12 protein-coding genes are annotated in these 15,431 nt (G+C 69.2%); 2 read left to right on the top strand and 10 right to left on the bottom strand.

Features of this window, described 5'->3' with window-relative positions; all coding sequences use genetic code 11:
- Positions 1–30 precede the first annotated feature (30 nt).
- From IEX49_RS03575 to IEX49_RS03550, 6 genes are all read right to left on the bottom strand, one after another.
- Positions 31–1,290 carry a Wadjet anti-phage system protein JetD domain-containing protein gene (locus tag IEX49_RS03575; protein ID WP_188804323.1) on the bottom strand — a complete coding sequence of 420 codons (1,260 nt, stop codon included), beginning with the start codon at positions 1,288–1,290 and terminating at the stop codon, positions 31–33.
- Positions 1,287–4,646, bottom strand: a complete 3,360-nt coding sequence (locus tag IEX49_RS03570; protein WP_188804322.1) for an ATP-binding protein — start codon at positions 4,644–4,646, stop codon at positions 1,287–1,289. Before IEX49_RS03570 ends, IEX49_RS03575 begins: the two co-directional genes overlap by 4 nt.
- Positions 4,643–5,332, bottom strand: coding sequence for a DUF4194 domain-containing protein (locus tag IEX49_RS03565; protein ID WP_188804321.1), 690 nt, complete (start codon positions 5,330–5,332; stop codon positions 4,643–4,645). Before IEX49_RS03565 ends, IEX49_RS03570 begins: the two co-directional genes overlap by 4 nt.
- Complete coding sequence (locus IEX49_RS03560) at positions 5,332–6,807, bottom strand: DUF3375 domain-containing protein (protein ID WP_188804320.1); 1,476 nt, start codon at positions 6,805–6,807, stop codon at positions 5,332–5,334. Before IEX49_RS03560 ends, IEX49_RS03565 begins: the two co-directional genes overlap by 1 nt.
- A 120-nt stretch (positions 6,808–6,927) precedes the next feature.
- A complete protein-coding gene (locus IEX49_RS03555; RefSeq protein ID WP_188804319.1) occupies positions 6,928–8,343 on the bottom strand; it encodes an ATP-binding protein in 1,416 nt (471 codons plus the stop codon).
- Between the two features lie 140 nt (positions 8,344–8,483).
- Positions 8,484–10,124 carry an AMP-binding protein gene (locus IEX49_RS03550; RefSeq protein WP_188804318.1) on the bottom strand — a complete coding sequence of 547 codons (1,641 nt, stop codon included), beginning with the start codon at positions 10,122–10,124 and terminating at the stop codon, positions 8,484–8,486.
- Between the two features lie 162 nt (positions 10,125–10,286).
- Between IEX49_RS03550 and IEX49_RS03545 the strand changes: the two genes are divergently transcribed.
- The gene (locus tag IEX49_RS03545; RefSeq protein ID WP_188804317.1) at positions 10,287–11,663 is read left to right on the top strand and encodes a cytochrome P450; all 1,377 of its coding nucleotides are present in this window, start codon (positions 10,287–10,289) and stop codon (positions 11,661–11,663) included.
- A 10-nt stretch (positions 11,664–11,673) separates the two neighbouring features.
- Here the strand turns inward: IEX49_RS03545 and IEX49_RS03540 are convergent, their stop codons facing one another.
- Positions 11,674–12,156, bottom strand: coding sequence for a pyridoxamine 5'-phosphate oxidase family protein (locus IEX49_RS03540; protein ID WP_188804316.1), 483 nt, complete (start codon positions 12,154–12,156; stop codon positions 11,674–11,676).
- A gap of 176 nt (positions 12,157–12,332) precedes the next feature.
- Here IEX49_RS03540 and IEX49_RS03535 point away from each other — a divergent pair, with 176 nt between their 5' ends.
- Entirely contained in the window at positions 12,333–13,910 is a 1,578-nt protein-coding gene (locus IEX49_RS03535; RefSeq protein WP_188804315.1) for an SDR family oxidoreductase, read from the top strand.
- A 63-nt stretch (positions 13,911–13,973) separates the two neighbouring features.
- Here IEX49_RS03535 and IEX49_RS03530 read toward each other — a convergent pair whose 3' ends face one another.
- The 3 genes from IEX49_RS03530 to IEX49_RS03520 form a co-directional block, all read right to left on the bottom strand.
- Entirely contained in the window at positions 13,974–14,207 is a 234-nt protein-coding gene (locus tag IEX49_RS03530; RefSeq protein ID WP_188804313.1) for a hypothetical protein, read from the bottom strand.
- A 146-nt stretch (positions 14,208–14,353) separates the two neighbouring features.
- A complete protein-coding gene (locus IEX49_RS03525; protein ID WP_188804311.1) occupies positions 14,354–14,836 on the bottom strand; it encodes an FBP domain-containing protein in 483 nt (160 codons plus the stop codon).
- A gap of 22 nt (positions 14,837–14,858) precedes the next feature.
- Positions 14,859–15,374, bottom strand: coding sequence for a MarR family winged helix-turn-helix transcriptional regulator (locus IEX49_RS03520; RefSeq protein WP_229672196.1), 516 nt, complete (start codon positions 15,372–15,374; stop codon positions 14,859–14,861).
- Positions 15,375–15,431 lie beyond the last annotated feature (57 nt).

Here is a 15,431-nt window from a genome sequence, read left to right as displayed (position 1 = left end):
CTGTTTGACCGTCAATCTACGGGTTTCGGATCACCCATCAACCTGCAGTCGCAGGTGGGAGGCCAGCCGGGCCAGCGCGTAAGGCCACGAGACCCGTTCCTGCTCCAATCGCACGTCGCCTTCAGCACGCAGCCGCTCCACCGTCCGTGACTCGGCCGGGGTGAGGGTGACCAGGGCGCCACGGAACGGCTTCGGCTCGGGCACCCAGAGGTCTGCGAAGTCCTCCAGGGTGGCCTCGTCCATCAGCACGCTCTCGACCTGGGGCAGGTGCGAACGGTACCGGTGCAGGATGGCGAATCCCTGCGAGTCCAGATCACCCCAGTAGGTGATCGGCACGCCAGCCAACCACGGCAGCACCGCGGCCGCGGTGTCGAATCCCCGCCCCCAGATGGCCAACACGCCGCGGGCCTCCGGTAGGCACAGCAGCGTCTCCTTGTTCTCCACGATCAGCACCCGCTCCAGTGCCCCGCCCAGTACCCCATCCAGTGTGACGGCCTCCGCCATGGGCAGCTCGAGGTCCTCCAGTCCGGCCGGTCGCATCGACGGGTCCAGCACCCGCATGCGGACGCGCGGGTCGGCGTCGACCACGCCGAGATCCACGGGCACGGACGCCAACGCCCCGTGCAGGGCCGTCAGCACGGTCCGATGCACGGAGAACCACTTGGAGTCCACTCCGCGGATGGGTAGCTGCCGCGGCCGGAGCCCGGCGACCGGATGCCGGGCGAGCCACGCGAGCACCCCCAGCATCCGGTCGAACTCCTCGTCCGGCAGTCCGGTGAGACGCTCCGCATGGCGGCGAAGGGCGGCGTTGAGCCTCTCGTGCCGGGGGTCGCCGGGATCCCCATCATCTGCTGGAACGTCAGGGCCACCCAAGTAGCGGGCCAGCGGGCTCTGCCCGACGGCGGCCGGGTAGTCGGTGCGGATCCGCGCCACCCGCGCGGCGAACCGAGTGGCCTCCGCCGCCACCGGGCCGCCGGCGAATCCGGCCAGGTCCTCCGGTGATTGCGCGACCAGCCGCACGGGGACCCGTTGGGTGCCGACGCTGCGCCAGGTCCGGTCCTCCCAGTCCAGGCTGAGGCCCGCCGTCAGGGACCGTCCGGCCCAGCCGCGGACCCAGGCCTCGGCGGCTGCGGGGTCGGCCAGGACCTGGCGTTCGGTCGGCGGGCGCAGGGGCAGGGTCCAGACCGGCTGCGACCATCCGTCCAGGGTCCACCGCCGGTGGGAGGCGGTGAGCCGGCGCCGGGCCTCGGAGCGTGCTGCCTCGGGGGAGACCATCGGGTCCGGGCTCATGCCGAGCTCTCGGCGTCTCCGCGACCAGCCGTGCCCCCGGACTCCCAGGTGACATCGGCCAGCCGGGTGAGGCGCCGGCTGGGGTTCTCCACGGTGGTGATCCCGCCGACGTACGGCTCGATGGTCTGCAGCAGCTTTTGCGGGGTGGCGAGGACCATCTGGAAGCCGAACTCCACGAACACGTCCATGGCCATCCGGGTGTAGCGCACATCGGCCTTGTCGAAGGCCTCGTCCAGGATCACGGTGCCGTAGGCCGGCAGCGGATCGTCCGGGGACGCCAGCTGGTAGCGCAGCGCCGCCGCCAAGCAGAAGATCACGAGCTTCTGCTGCTGGCCGCCGGACATGGCCGCACCCGAGTCGTACGTGGCGTGGGCCGTGCCGTGGACATCGACCTCGTCCGCCAGGAACGTGACGTGCTCGCGGGTATCCAGGCAGGCCTGCCGCCACGTCCGGTCGGCATGCTCGGAGGAGGCGAAGCGGTCCATGATCGCGGCCAGCCGCCGGTACCGGTTCTCCGCGGCCGTCAGGTCCTCCTCGGACCAGGAATGCTCGGCGACGGCGGCCAGGTCCGCCATGAAGCCCCGTACCGTCTCCGAGCGCCGGGTCTTGACGCGCAGCCGCAGGAACCGGCCCTCGTCGAAGGGCGAGCGGGCGAGAGACGTGTTGATGGGTTCCACCCGGTTCTCGATCTCTCCGGGCGCCGAGCGGATCTCGCTGGAGAGTTCCCCGATCAGGGTGGAGGACCGCTCGTGCAGCAGCTGCTGGAACCGGGACTCGTGTTCGGGCAGTCCCTGGCCGATGATCCGGTCCAGGATCTGCAGGTAGGAGCCGCGGTCCTCCACCCCCGGTGTGGCGTCCGCCGCCACGGAGGGCCAGAGCTGGGAGAACTCGGTGGTCAGCATGGTGCAGCGCGTGGCTGCCCCGTTCGAGGCCGACCGCGTGGCGTCCAGCTCCCGGCCGATGTCCCGCAGGACCGTCTGCGTGGTCTCCGGCAGGGACACCCGCGTCAGCTTGCGCCGCACTGTCCGGAAGCGGGCGGCCAGCTCGACGGCGAGCGGCTCCGGCACCGTCTCGGTCCCGGCTCCCAGCGCCAGCAGCTCGTCCCGCTCCGCGCCCAGCCGGGCCTCGTCCGTCTCGGCCCGGTCCAGCTCCAGCCGGGCCTGCTGGGCCGCCGTCTGCGCATCGCCCTCCTCGGACGCGGCGGCCCGCTCGCGGTCGGTGGCCGCCTGCAGCCCGATGTCCCCCTCGGTGAGCTGCCGCAGCTGGTCCTCGACCGCCTCGGCTGCCCGGGAGACCGTCCAGTGGTCCACGTCCTTCCACGGGGTCTCCCGCACGGACTGTAGGGCCGTGCGCCGGTCGCGCTCGTGGTTCGCGGCCCGCTGGGCCTGCTCGACGGCGGCGCTCGCCTCGGCGTGCTCGGCCTCCACCAGGTGCCGGGACTCCAGCAGGGCCTCGAGCTTGGCCGCCGGGTCTCCGAGGACCCAACGGGAGCGGTCGTCGAGGCGGTGCCGGTCGTTCTTCTCGTAACTGGTCGCCGAGGACTTCACCTGGCCGGCCAGGGTGACGGCGCGGAGGTGGTCATCCAGCTCGGCGGCAGTCTTCACGCAGGCGTAGTCGAACCGGGACGATAGGCGGGACTGGAGCCAGTCGTGGAACTCGCCCGGACGGACGGCGATCTTGTGGACCAGCGATGCCTCTGAGCGGGCCGGGCGGACGGCCTCGGTGGTGCCGGTGACCTCCTCGTAGCGCAGCCGCAGACCCAGGTGGTGACCGTCGATCCAGCTCCGGGCCTGGCGCAGGAGCCGGGCCGGGACCAGCAGGGTCAGGGACAGCGGGGACAGGACCCGCTCGATCGCCCCCGCCCACTGCTCCTGGCCGGCCTCCACCTCGAGGAGTTCCGCAGCGAACGGCAGGGCGGAGGTGGGCACCCCAAGCTGCTCCGCCAGCCGCTCCCGGACTCCCAGTAGCGGGGCCGGGACCGCGCTGGACCCGCGGCGCAGGGCAGCGATGTCCGCGTCGATCCGGCGGAGCCGGTCCTGGGTCTCGAACGCGGCCCGGTTCTGCTCGTGGGTGGGACCGAGGTCCGCCGCCGGGGCCTCGAGGTCCTTCTCGATCTCGGTGAGGAGCTCGGCGAACTCGCCCGCCGTCGTCGGGACCGTGCCGATCCCGGCGCGCTCCAGGCGGGACCGCAGCGTGTCCCAACGGTCGCTGACCTCCGTGCGGCGGGCCCGCAGCTCCTCGCGCTGGCGCTGCAGGTCCGTGACGCGGGTGCCGCCGACCTGGTGCAAGGTCAGCTGCGCGTCCGTGTGTGCCTGGCGTGCCTGCGCGTGGACGGCCTCGGCCTGCTCGTGGGCGGCCCGCAGCCCGTGGAGGGATTCGCGCAGGCCGTGGAGCTCGTCCTGGATCAACTCGAGCTGACGGATCCGCTGGTACGGGTGCACGGCGTCCTGGAGGTCCCGCAACCGGTCGGCCTGGGACTGGGCCGCCTCATATTCGGTGGCCGCGGCACGCAGCCCCTCGAGGTGGTCCCGCTGGCGGCGCAGGTCCACCACCCGCTCGTAGGCGGTGCGCAGGGCGCCGAACTCCTCCACGGCCTTCTCGGCCATGGCGAAGGTGGCCGGGCGTTCGAGCATGTGGTGGCGGAAGAGCTGGTCCAGGGAGTCCAGCCCCTTGGCGGACTGGGTCCGGTGCAGCAGCTGCAGGGCAGCGGCGTCTCGGATGCCGAACACGGAGCGCAGCCGCGCGTAGAAGGGCCCGTGCGCGGTGTTCGTGGTGACCACGGCGTTCGGCCAGGCCGACTGGACCTTGCGGGTCTGGATGCCCTGGGCCACGAAGGGCTGCAGCTCGGACAAGTCCACGGCCGAGTGCTCCAGCAGGCACAGGTCCCGCATGTCCGCCCGAGTGGTGGCGGTGCCGCGGAGGAAGAACAGCCGGCACAGGGACACCGTCTTGCCGGTCCCGGACTCGTAGCGCAGGATGATGCCGCTCCACGTGGCCCGGGGACGCAGGTAGGCGGAGACCACCCGGTCCTCGGACTCGTCCTGCGTGCGGGTCCAGGCCCCGCGCAGGTAGGACATGAGATTGCGGGTGGGTGCCTTGCCGGATCCACCCTGCGCGGCCTGGTTGAAGCGCAGCCACTGGTCCGGGGTGAGCACGGCGGCGATTGCGTCCAGGATGGAGGACTTCCCGGAGCCGGAGGGGCCGGTGATCAGGTGCCCCTTCCGGGCCACGGGCAGCCGGTAGATACTCCCGTCCAGGGTGCCCCAGTTGGCCAGTTGGACCTCCGCCAGGCGCCACTGGGCCGAGGAAGCGGCGGTGGCGCCGAGGCCGAAGTCCAGCTTCTGCTGCGCGGTCATGGGGTCTCCTCTGCTTCGGGCCCGCTGGTGTCCGGATCGTCACGTTCGTCGGTGTCGGCGGGAGTAAGGGTCCGGTAGAGCTCGGCGAAGGCGCGCGCCTGGTCGTGGTCCACCATCATCTTCAGCACCGGGGAGATCTCCGCCCGGCCCTCGTCCACGGTATGCAGGACGTTGAACTTGTTGAGCATCTTGGTCCAGGAGCTGTTCAGCCGGCGGGCCCACGAGGACTCATCGCCCTGGCGGTAGACCGAGAGCTGTTCGAAGACCTCCGTCCGGCCGGCGATCACTCGCCGCTCGCCCGCGGCCATCAACAATTGCTGACGCAACACCAGCAGCATGGCGGTGTCCAGGAAGGTCAGGGCCTCGCTGCGCAGTGCCGCCGGGACCTGGAGTTCCTCCGTGGTCACCTTGCGCGTGAAGGCGAACTCCTCGGCGTGGTCGATCACCAGCTCCAGGAACAGGTCGTGCAGCCGGGAACGCACGGCGTCCTCGTCGGCCACCAGGGACTGCCACAACTGGGGCTTGCGCGCACCGGAGAGGTAGGGGCCCTTGAGTAGGTCCAGCAGGGCGCGCCGGGACCCCTCGCCCAGCGTGCCGGTGTCCCCGGACCACAGGATCGGGCGGGACGGGTCCGGCGCGGTGGCTCCCTCGGGGGAGTCGGCGGACGGTGGGGGGTTCTCGGTCATCAGGACCTGATCCTTCCGGTGAAGGCGTGGCGTACCACGCGGGCGTGGCGCGGGTGGCCGTCCTCGCCGTCCCAGCTGACAAGGTCCGTGCGGTCAGCATCCACGGTGCCGTGGCGGGCGGCCAGGGAGAGCAGACCCACCACGCTGGCCACGCCCTGGCTCGCGGGGAAGGCCGCCAAGACCTCCGCCACGGAGACTCCGGCGGACCGCTGCTCGGCGGTGGCCCCCGTCAGGACGGCGTGGACGTTGTCCTCGAGTTCGGCGAAGTCGATCTCGGTCTGCCGGGCGATGGCCCGCAGCGTCTCCACGTCCACGACCGCCACCGGCGCGTCATCCAGGACCGGGCCGGCGTCGTACTCCGAGGGATCGTGGAGGGCGACCTCGCCGACCGAGGCCACCTGCATGCCGGTCATCTCCAGGTCCAGGCCGGAATGATGGTAGGGGCGCGTGGCGGCCAGGGCCGGGACGGCCGCGGCGAGGGCGTCCTGCAGCGTCAGGCGCAGTTGCCGGTCCCGCTGGTACTCGAGGGAGAGCACATAACGGCGCAGCCCGCGCGCGAACTCCGCCAGGGAGTCCTGCACCGTCCGGGAGCCGTCCTTGAGGGTGCGGACGAGCCCGCGCAGCGCGGTCCGGGAGGACGGGGTCAGGCTGCGCGCGAAGTCCCGGTCCAGGATGGAGCGCAGATCGGCCTCGAAGGACTCGGAGATCTCCGGGTCCCGCACCAGCCGGGAGAAGCCCGCGAAGGTCTGGCCCTCGTCCGAGGACTCGATCAGGTCCACGCCGCGGAAGACCTCGTCCAGCACGCCGCCGGGCAGGTCGTCGCCGGTCAGGATGTTGACCCGCAACTCGTGGTTGAGCTCCTCGAAGCGGGCGCGGACGCGGGCGAAGTCGGTGGGCAGGTCCTCGGCCTGGGCCAGGATGTCCCCCACCCGTTCCAGGGCGCGGCGGGAGTCCAGCACGCCGGTCTCGCCGGACCGGACCCGGCGGATGCGTTCGTCCAGGGCGTCTCGCTCAGCCTGCAACGCCTCCAGCCGAGACCCGACGTCCGGGTCCGTGGCGATGGCCAGTTGGCGGAGGGCGCCGGTCAGCGAAACGAGCCGGGACTCGGTGGCGGCGGCCCGCGGCGCGATGAGCTCCTCGATGACCCGCAGCCCGTGACGGGCCTCTGGGGTGAGCTCGTAGGTCTCGGCGCGGGCGTCGGAGGCGGGCCGGCGCAGGAGCAGTCCGGTCTGGCGCCAGTCGTCGCAGTAGGCCTTGGCCGTGCGGTCTGAGAGGTCGAGGTGGGTGCGCAGGGAGTCCAGCTCCGCGTCGACCGCCTCATGCAGGTCCTGGGTAGGGGTCTTCGCGTTGGGAGCGCCCAGGTGCTCGGCGAGGACGCCGGCCAGGAGGGGGAGGGTGTCCATCCGGAGCATGCGCAGGGTGGTGTCCTCCCGCAGGAGGCGCTGGACCGTCAGGGCCCGGACGAGCGAGGACATGAGCACAGTCTGTCAGGTGGCCCGGACGCGGTAGGGCAGACGGCGCTACATGAAACTACTCGAAGTTACTCTAAATTTTTTAGAGTAACTTCGAGTAGTTTCATGCCAGCGATGCGTGTATCAATCGACCAGGCGCCACGTTGCGCGCGGATCTTTGGGGGACTTGCCCTCCCAGGCGACCACCCCGGCCTCCCGCAGGGTTTCGAGTACAGTCCGGACCCATGGCCTGGACCGCCCGGACTCTTCCACGATCTCTCCCGTGCCGATGGCACCGCCGTGCTGCCGGAGCATCCGGACCAGGTCGTCGGCTCCGGCGGGCAGCTGGCTCTCCAGCTCCGGATCGAGCCGAGACGTGGCCGCCAGTGTCAGGCGAACACTTCCGCCGGTCTGTTCGTACAGCGGGTCGACGAGGCCCAGCCCGCGCATCTCCTCGAACATGCGGCGGATTCCCTCGCCGCGCTCCAGCGTGATCCCCAGGTCCGAACACACGCGGGCAACGCGTGGATTCCTCGCATAACGGGCGATGTCTAGGGGATGGGTCGGGTCGGCAAGTCCGGGAAACCGGCCGGGGCTCTCCACCTCGATCCGGTCGGGAAAGATGCTGACGCGGATATGGTCCCCGGCGAGGCTGTAGGACCGGTGGACCACGGCATTGACCAGTCCCTCCAGCCACACGTCATCGGGTAGCAAGGGGATGTCCTCGAACCGGCGGGATGCGCCCAGGGCGCGGCGCTTCGGCATCCACTGCGAGATGCACTCTGCTGCCTGGTCGATGATGGTGGGGATGGGTCCCTCGAAGCGTCGGTCTTTGCCACTCTCGAGAGACTGCCGCGAACCGGTTCCAGGATCCCGTTCGGAGAAGCGCATTACGCGGACCAGAGCCTGGGGTAGGTATTGCTGGGGGGAGTGGCCCAGTAGCAGGAGACCTGCAACCGTGAGGTCGCCCGTGCGTGTCAACAGACTGCGCGCCCTGAGCGCCGTCGGGTCGTCTGCGCCCGCGCCGATGGCGTCGCGGTAACGCTGGAGTTGATCTGAATCCAGGTCATCAGTGCTTGCCCCTGGCGCTGCTTCTCCCTCGAACTGCGCCGAGCCTCGGTCATACGCCAACTCACGCCGTTGGTTGAATCCCAGTTTGCGAGTCTCGTCGCCGACCCGGAGGTAGGCATCGCCCTTGCTGGTTTCGTAGACCTGGTCGCCGGGGCGGACGTGTATCAAGAGGACGGAACGGTCATCTCCCACGCTGACTTCCTCGGTCTCCATGCGGACCGGCGGATTGGTGTGGTCCATGGCCGCTTGGCGTAAGGCACTGTTCCGGGCCGGTGTGAGGAGATGCCCATCGTACTCGCCATCGTGCACACCGATGGCGGCAGTTCCACCCTCTGCGTTGGCCAAGGCCACCAGTAATGAAGCGAGGTCCTTGGGTGCTGCTCGGGCGGACTTTCGGTCGAACCACTGGTCTTCAGTGGTTTCCAGCAGCGCTTTGAGTCTGGCGTCTTCCGGAAGAGAAGCGAGGTGACTTGCGGGGGTGCCATGCATGAAACTACTCTAAGCTACTCTAAAAAATTTAGAGTAGCTTAGAGCAATTGCGAGCGGCACTCCGGAGCCGAAAGGGTGATGGCCCCGCGGGCAAGAGAGCACTCGCAACTTCTGCCCGAAGAGCACCATCGGGGAGCAGGTCAGCGGGAGCTTTCCGCCAGCAGGTCCATCGCCTGCGCTCGCAGATCCACCTTGCGGACCTTGCCGGTGACGGTCATGGGGAACTCCTCGATGACCTGCACGTAGCGGGGCACCTTGTAGTGGGCGATCTTCCCGGAGCAGAACTCCCGCAGTGAGGAGGCTGTCGGTTCCGGGGCGCCCTCGCGGATCCGGATCCAGGCCATCAGCTCCTCGCCGTACTTCTCGTCCGGCACCCCGACCACCTGGGCGTCCACAATGTCCGGGTGCAGGTAGAGGAACTCCTCGATCTCGCGTGGGTAGATGTTCTCGCCGCCGCGGATCACCATGTCCTTGATGCGGCCGGTGATCTGCACATAGCCGTCCCCGTCCATGAGGCCGATGTCCCCGGTGTGCATCCAGCCCTCATCATCAATGGATTCGGCGGTCTTGTCCGGGTCGTTCCAGTAGCCCTTCATCACGGAGTAGCCCAAGGTCTGCAGCTCGCCGGCCTCCCCGCGCGGCAGCACCTCGCTGGATACCGGGTCCACCACGCGGACCTCGAGGTGGGGCCCCACCCGCCCCACGGTGCCGACGCGCTGGTCCAGGCTGTCCGACGTCGTGGTCTGGAGGGAGACCGGGGAGGTCTCCGTCATGCCGTAACAGATGGAGACGTCCCGCATGTTCATCTGCTCGATCACCTGGCGCATCACGTGCTCGGGGCAGGGCGAGCCGGCCATGATGCCGGTGCGCAGGGTGGAGAGGTCGTAGGAGGAGAAGTCCTCCAGGCCGAGCTCGGCGATGAACATGGTCGGCACCCCATACAGGGAGGTGCAGCGCTCGGTGGCCACGGCGTGTAGGCTGGCCGTGGGATCGAATCCCGGCGCCGGGATGACCATGGCCGCGCCGTGGGTGGTGCACGCCAGGTTGCCCATCACCATGCCGAAGCAGTGGTAGAAGGGCACCGGAATGCAGACCCGGTCGGCCTCGGTGTACTGCACGCGCTCGCCGACGAAGAAGCCGTTGTTGAGGATGTTCCGGTGGGACAGGGTGGCGCCCTTGGGGAAGCCCGTGGTGCCGGAGGTGTACTGGATATTGATCGGGTCGTCCGGGGTCAGGTGCGCGGCGATCCGTTCCAGGCGGGCCGGGTCGGCATCCGTGCTGGCCAGCCGGTTCCAGTCCTCGCCGCCGATGATCACCACGTCCTTTAGCTCCGGGCAGTCGCGCCTGACCTGCGCCAGCATCGCCTCGTAGTCCGAGGTCTTGAACGAGCTCGCCGCCACGACCGTGCGGACGCCGGACTGGTTGAGCACGTACTGCAGCTCCTCCGTCCGGTAGGCCGGATTGATGTTCACCAGGATCGCGCCCATCCGCGCGGTGGCGTACTGGGTCAGCGTCCATTCGGGCAGGTTCGGCGCCCAGATCCCCACCCGGTCACCCGTCTCGATGCCCATCCCCAGCAGTCCGGTGGCCACGCGGTCGACGTCGGCCGCGAACTCCGCGTACGTCCAGCGCCGTCCGCTCGGCACGTCCACCAGCGCTTCGCGCTCGCCGAAGGCGGCGACGGTCCGTCCCAGGTTCTCGCCGATGGTCTCCTCCAGGAGGGGAGTGCTGGTCTCGCCGCGGTCATGGGACAGAGTGGTGCCGGTCGGTTGGCTGGTCATGAGGACTCCTGTCGGCGGGTGTAATCCAGATCACATGATCTCGTCGCGGACGATCCTAGTTACTGAGCGCTAACCGGTCCAGTCGCCGCTCCTCCGGTATCTCGGCTGACGAGTTTCCGGTCGGCCTTGTGGCGCCCAGACCCCCGTGGAAGTCTGGGGAGCATGCCCCGTGCAACGGAACCCCGCAGCTCACCGGACATCCCCATCCTCGGACCCGTCGGCCATGCGCGCGTTCTCGCCCGCGTGCTGCTCAGTCCGGTGATCAAGGGGCCGATCGTGCGCCGACCGAGGGTTGTCGGCCTGGCCGAACGCATCGACCTCGACTCGGCCGGGGTGGCCGAGATGCAGCGGCTGCGCAGCCGCTACGGACCCGGCCCGGTGCAGTTGCGGATCCCCGGACGGAGGATCGCCCTGCTCCTTGATCCGGAGGACGTGCACCGGGTGCTGAATGAAGGCCCCGAGCCGTTCTCGCAGGCCACGCTGGAGAAGCGCGGAGCCCTGAACCACTTCGAGCCGGGCAGCTCGCTGGTCTCCTCGGCGCAGCAGCGGCTGTCCCGCCGGCCGTTCAACGAGCAGGTCCTGGAGACGGATCGTCCCGTCCACAGCCACGCCGAGCAGATGACGGCCATCATCACCGAGGAGGTCGAGGCCCTGCTGGGGCACGCGGACTTCACCGGGACGCTGGACTGGGACGGTTTCGCGGTGATGTGGGGACGGATGGTCCGGCGCATCGTGCTGGGCGACGGCGCGCGCGAGGACGATCAGGTCACCGACGACCTCCGCCGGCTGCGGGAGCGCGGCAATCTCTCCTACCTCATGCCCCAGAACCGCCGGCTGCGCGAGAGATTCCTGGGCCGGTTGCAGGAGTACGTCGACCGCGCGGAGTCAGGGAGTCTGGCGGCGATGGTCGCGCAGACCCCGGCGCCGGCGGATGCCAAGCCGGTCCAGCAGATGCCGCAGTGGCTGTTCGCCTTCGACGCGGAGGCGTGGGCGACGTTCCGGGCGCTGGCGCTGCTGGTGTCCCATCCGGGCGCTGCGGAGCAGGTCCGGTCCGAGATGACGGTTCCGCCCGGGGCGAGCGCGGCGGAGGCGGCCGGGTCAAGCGCGTGCGGTCCGCGGGACCAGCCCCTGCTGCGTGCCGCCGTCCTGGAATCCCTGCGCCTGTGGCCCACCACCCCGCTGATCCTGCGGGACAGTACTGCTGGCACCCGCTGGCGCAACGGCACCCTCCCGGCAGGTGCCGGATTGGTTATCTTCGCGCCGTTCTTCCACCGCGACGGCCAGACCCTGCCGGAGGCCCACCGCTTCAGTCCAGCACTGTGGTCCGGTGACCGGGATGACAGTGACTGGCCGCTCGTGCCGTTCAGCGGCGGACCCGGCATGTGCCCGGGGCGGAACGTGGTGCTGCTGACGGCCAGCAGGGTGCTCGGGGAACTGCTGGGTCAGAGGGAGATCGCGGCAGCCGAACCCCTGGACACGAGGCGGCTCCCGGGCACCCTGAGCCCCTTCCACCTGCGCTTCGCCGTCCGGCGGGGCTGAACGCGGAGGATCAGAGCTCGACGGTGTTGCTCTCTCCGGGGCGGGCGGGTTCACTGCTGACCATGCCCTTGATGACCTCCACCACGGTGGCCGGCAGGCCCGGGGAATCCCAGTACTCACCCGTGTCCGGGTCCACCTTGAGCAGGACGATGTCCGAGTCCTCCGGCTGCGACTCGCCGAAGAACGCCTCGGTGGTCTTGGACCAGTAGCGCTTCTTGCGCTCCACGTCCCCCTCCACAGTGGCGGTGCCGGTGATGGAGGCCCAGAAGCCCTTCTCCGCCACGGTCACGTTGACCGGCTGGCTCCCGGTCACCTCGCCGATCTTCGGCGTGCTGACCCGGGTGATGAACCAGATGGTGTGGTCCGGCTCGATCTCCTGGATGGCCATCGGCCGGCTGACGATGCGCCCATCGGCATCAGTGGTGGCCAGCATGGCCACGCCCGCCTTCTCGGTCTTCTCCAACAGGTTCTTCACGGGATCGTGGTCAACCATGGTTCCTCCTCATTAGCGTGGATCCGACGGGTCCGCAGGCCATCGGGTCGGTCCAGCCAGTCCAACACAGATGGCACGGAACGCAATAGGGGCATGGGCTGCCGGAGTGGGATGCACGGGAAGCTCCCAGCGGGAAACCGTTCTCAGCCCTCAGATGGAGCCGTACGGTGGGGCCCATGACTTCCGAACCACTGTCGCCGCTGCAGCTGTCCCTCCCCGCCGGAGAGGGGCGCCGCGTATTGGTCACCGGAGCCACCGGCTATGTGGGCGGCCGGTTGATTCCGGAGCTGCTGGCCGCCGGATTCGCGGTGCGGGCCACGGCCCGAAACCTGGAGGACCTGTCCCAACGGCCGTGGGCGGGGTCGGTGGAGACGGCCCAGGCGGACCTGCAGGAGGAAGAGCAGGTGCGGGCGGCGATGCAGGATGTGCATACGGTGCTGTACCTGGTGCACTCCATGGGCTCCGGCAAGGACTTCATCGAGCGAGAGGCGGCGATGGCGCGCACCGTGGCACAGGCCGCCGCCGAGGCCGGCGTCCACCAGATCGTCTTCCTGGGAGGGCTGCATCCGGACAAGCCGCTGGAGGAGCTCTCAGACCACATGCGCTCCCGGGAACAGGTCTCCCGGATCCTGCTGTCCGGCGAGGTTCCCACGCTGGTGTTCGAGGCGGGGGTGATCATCGGCTCGGGCTCGGTGTCCTTCGAGATGATCCGCCACCTGGCCGAACGGCTGCCGGTGATGCCCGGACCCAGTTGGCTGGCCAACAGCATCGAGCCGATCGCGATCCGGGACATCCTGTACTACCTGGCCCACGCCTGCGCACTGCAGGAACCGGTCAACCGCACCTTCGACATCGGCTGCGGGCGGCCGCAGTCCTTCGCCACCATGCTGACGGAGTATGCCGAGGTCGCCGGTCTCTCGCCACGCAAGGTCTACGCCCTGCCCATCCCGGCCCAGCGACTCTCCGGGTTCTGGATCGGAATTGTCACCCCGATCCCGCGGGGTATCGCCATGCCGCTGTCCGCCTCGATGGCCGAGGACGCTGTGAGCGAGGAGCATGACATCGCTGGCCTGATCCCTGACCCGCTCGAGGGGCTGACGGACTTCCGGGAGGCCTGCCGGCGGGCGATCGAACGCCAGCGTTCGGGAGCCGTGGACCAGACCTGGGATGACGACGTCCTGGCCACGATGGCGCTCGACCCGGCAGAACCGCTGCCCTCGGACCCGGAGTGGGCGGGGAATACGGTCTTCACGGACGTGCGGGAACGTGATGGCGAGGCCTCGCCCGAAGCGGTGTGGGAGGTGGTGGAGTCCATCGGTGGTCAGAACGGCTGGTATTCCGCACCGGTGCTGTGGCGGATCCGCGGGCTGATGGACCAGGTGATGGGCGGCTACGGGCTGGCGCGGGGCCGGCGGGACGCCCGCCGGCTGCGCGTCAACGACCATGTCGACTGGTGGCGTGTGGAGAAGGTCGAGCCCGGACGCTCGGTCACGCTGCGGGCCGAGATGCGGGCCGGCGGCCGGGCCTGGCTACAGTTCAGTGTGGAGGGGCGCGACGGCGGCGGGTCACGTCTGCGCCAGCGTGCGGTGTTCTTCCCCTCCGGACTGGCCGGCCGGGCCTACTGGCGGGCCATCCAGCCGTTCCATGCCCTCGTCTTCCCGACCATGGCCAAGAACATCCTGGCTGCCGCTGATGCCCAGGCCGCCACGAAGACCGCCCCCGATGGCATCGCCACCGACTGCCGGCTCGTGTAGCGGCCAGCCGCGGCACGGCCGCTCCCCGTCAGCGCGGGGAGCGACTCGGCACGCGGTAGCGGCTCAGCGCTTGAGCGGCGAGCGGTCGCCCTCCTCAAGCTTGAGGGCCACACCGAGGGCGAAGAACGTGGGGGTCCATTCCCCGACGAACAGGCCCCAGCGGTCTGACTGCGACTTCGAGTCGTCCTTCTTGCCTCGGGAGACGGCCCAGGACAAGAAGGTCAGGCCGATGGAGGCGAATCCGGCCGTGTAGAGGTGGTCGGACTTGATTCCCATATCGGACAGTTTCTTCAGCATGGTTTTCCTTCCATGTGGAGTGGAGCCCGGACCGGACGGTTGCGGCGTGGAAGCCGTGGTTGAGGTCAGGTTGGCCCGGACGCGCTCATTCGAACACGGGGCGGGTGGGAATTGCTAGCCTTGCTAGCAGCCGATCTGCGCGGGGCTCACACGTTCGTGGCGAACACGGCCACCTTCTGCTGCAGCTGCGCGATCCGGGTGTTCCGGGCCGCTTCCAGGTCATATCCCTTGTACGGCAGTGGGGGATCCCGGCGCACATTCTCCGAGCAGTTGAAGTCCCGGCAGATATAGGTCCCCACGGAGTTGCCCTGGCGGCCGGCCGTTCCGGACCGCTTGGCCCCGTAGAAGACCACCTCGCTGTTGAGCCAGACGTCCTCGCACCACGCGCACATCATCCGCAGGCCTACCGACGCCTCGGCTTGCCGGAACATGATGCCCACCAGTCCGCCGTCTCCCACCGGGATGACCGCGTAGGCGCGGCCGGGGAGTTTGGGGTCCCGCCATCCGAGGTAGTCGAGGCTCTCCCAGGGAGTCAACTCCAGTGCGGGCGGAAGGACTGCATCGGTGCGCTCGCGGCGGGAGGTGTTGACGAAGGAGGAACGGATGGCCTCTTCCGTGAGGGCGATCATGGTCGTATCTTCTCTCTTCTCTCTATCGGTCTGACGTGTCGTCACAAGCTGCCGGGTCGAGGCAGTCGGCCATCGATTCCAGGAAATCCGTCACGGCCTGCCGGGACTCCTCGGGGACGCCGTGCGCGACCTCCAGCATCCGTTGGTGCATGTCCGTCAGCCACTCACGGATCTGAGCATGGGCATGGTCGGTGGCCGTCACGATCACCGAACGCCTGTCGTCGGGGTGGGGATGGCGTTGGACGTGACCGGACGCGCTGAGGCGGTTGAGCAGTTTGGCCGTGGACGCCGTCGAGATGTCGAGGTGGGTCGCCAAGCCTCTGGCCGTCACCGCTTCACCCGCCGCGTGGTGGGCAATGATGTGGCGCAGTGCCTCAACGTCCGTGGCGTTGAGATCCATGTCCGAGCCCATGCGCCGCCGCATTCTCTGGTCTGCCCGCCGGAAGCGGCGCAGTGCATGGAGCAGATCCACCGTGGGGTCGGAGCCCTCATACCAATAGGGTGTCGAGGAGACGCCGCGTCCTGGTGGATTGTCCATGGTGGTCAATGCTAATGTCGTCTTCACTAGACAGGCTAGCTAGATTGTCTAGTGAAT

The sequence above is a fragment of the Citricoccus zhacaiensis genome (assembly GCF_014645315.1).
Taxonomy (GTDB): Bacteria; Actinomycetota; Actinomycetes; order Actinomycetales; family Micrococcaceae; genus Citricoccus; species Citricoccus zhacaiensis.
The sequence above is the reverse complement of the archived record's forward strand: the minus strand, read 5'-3'. Positions and strand labels throughout refer to the sequence as shown.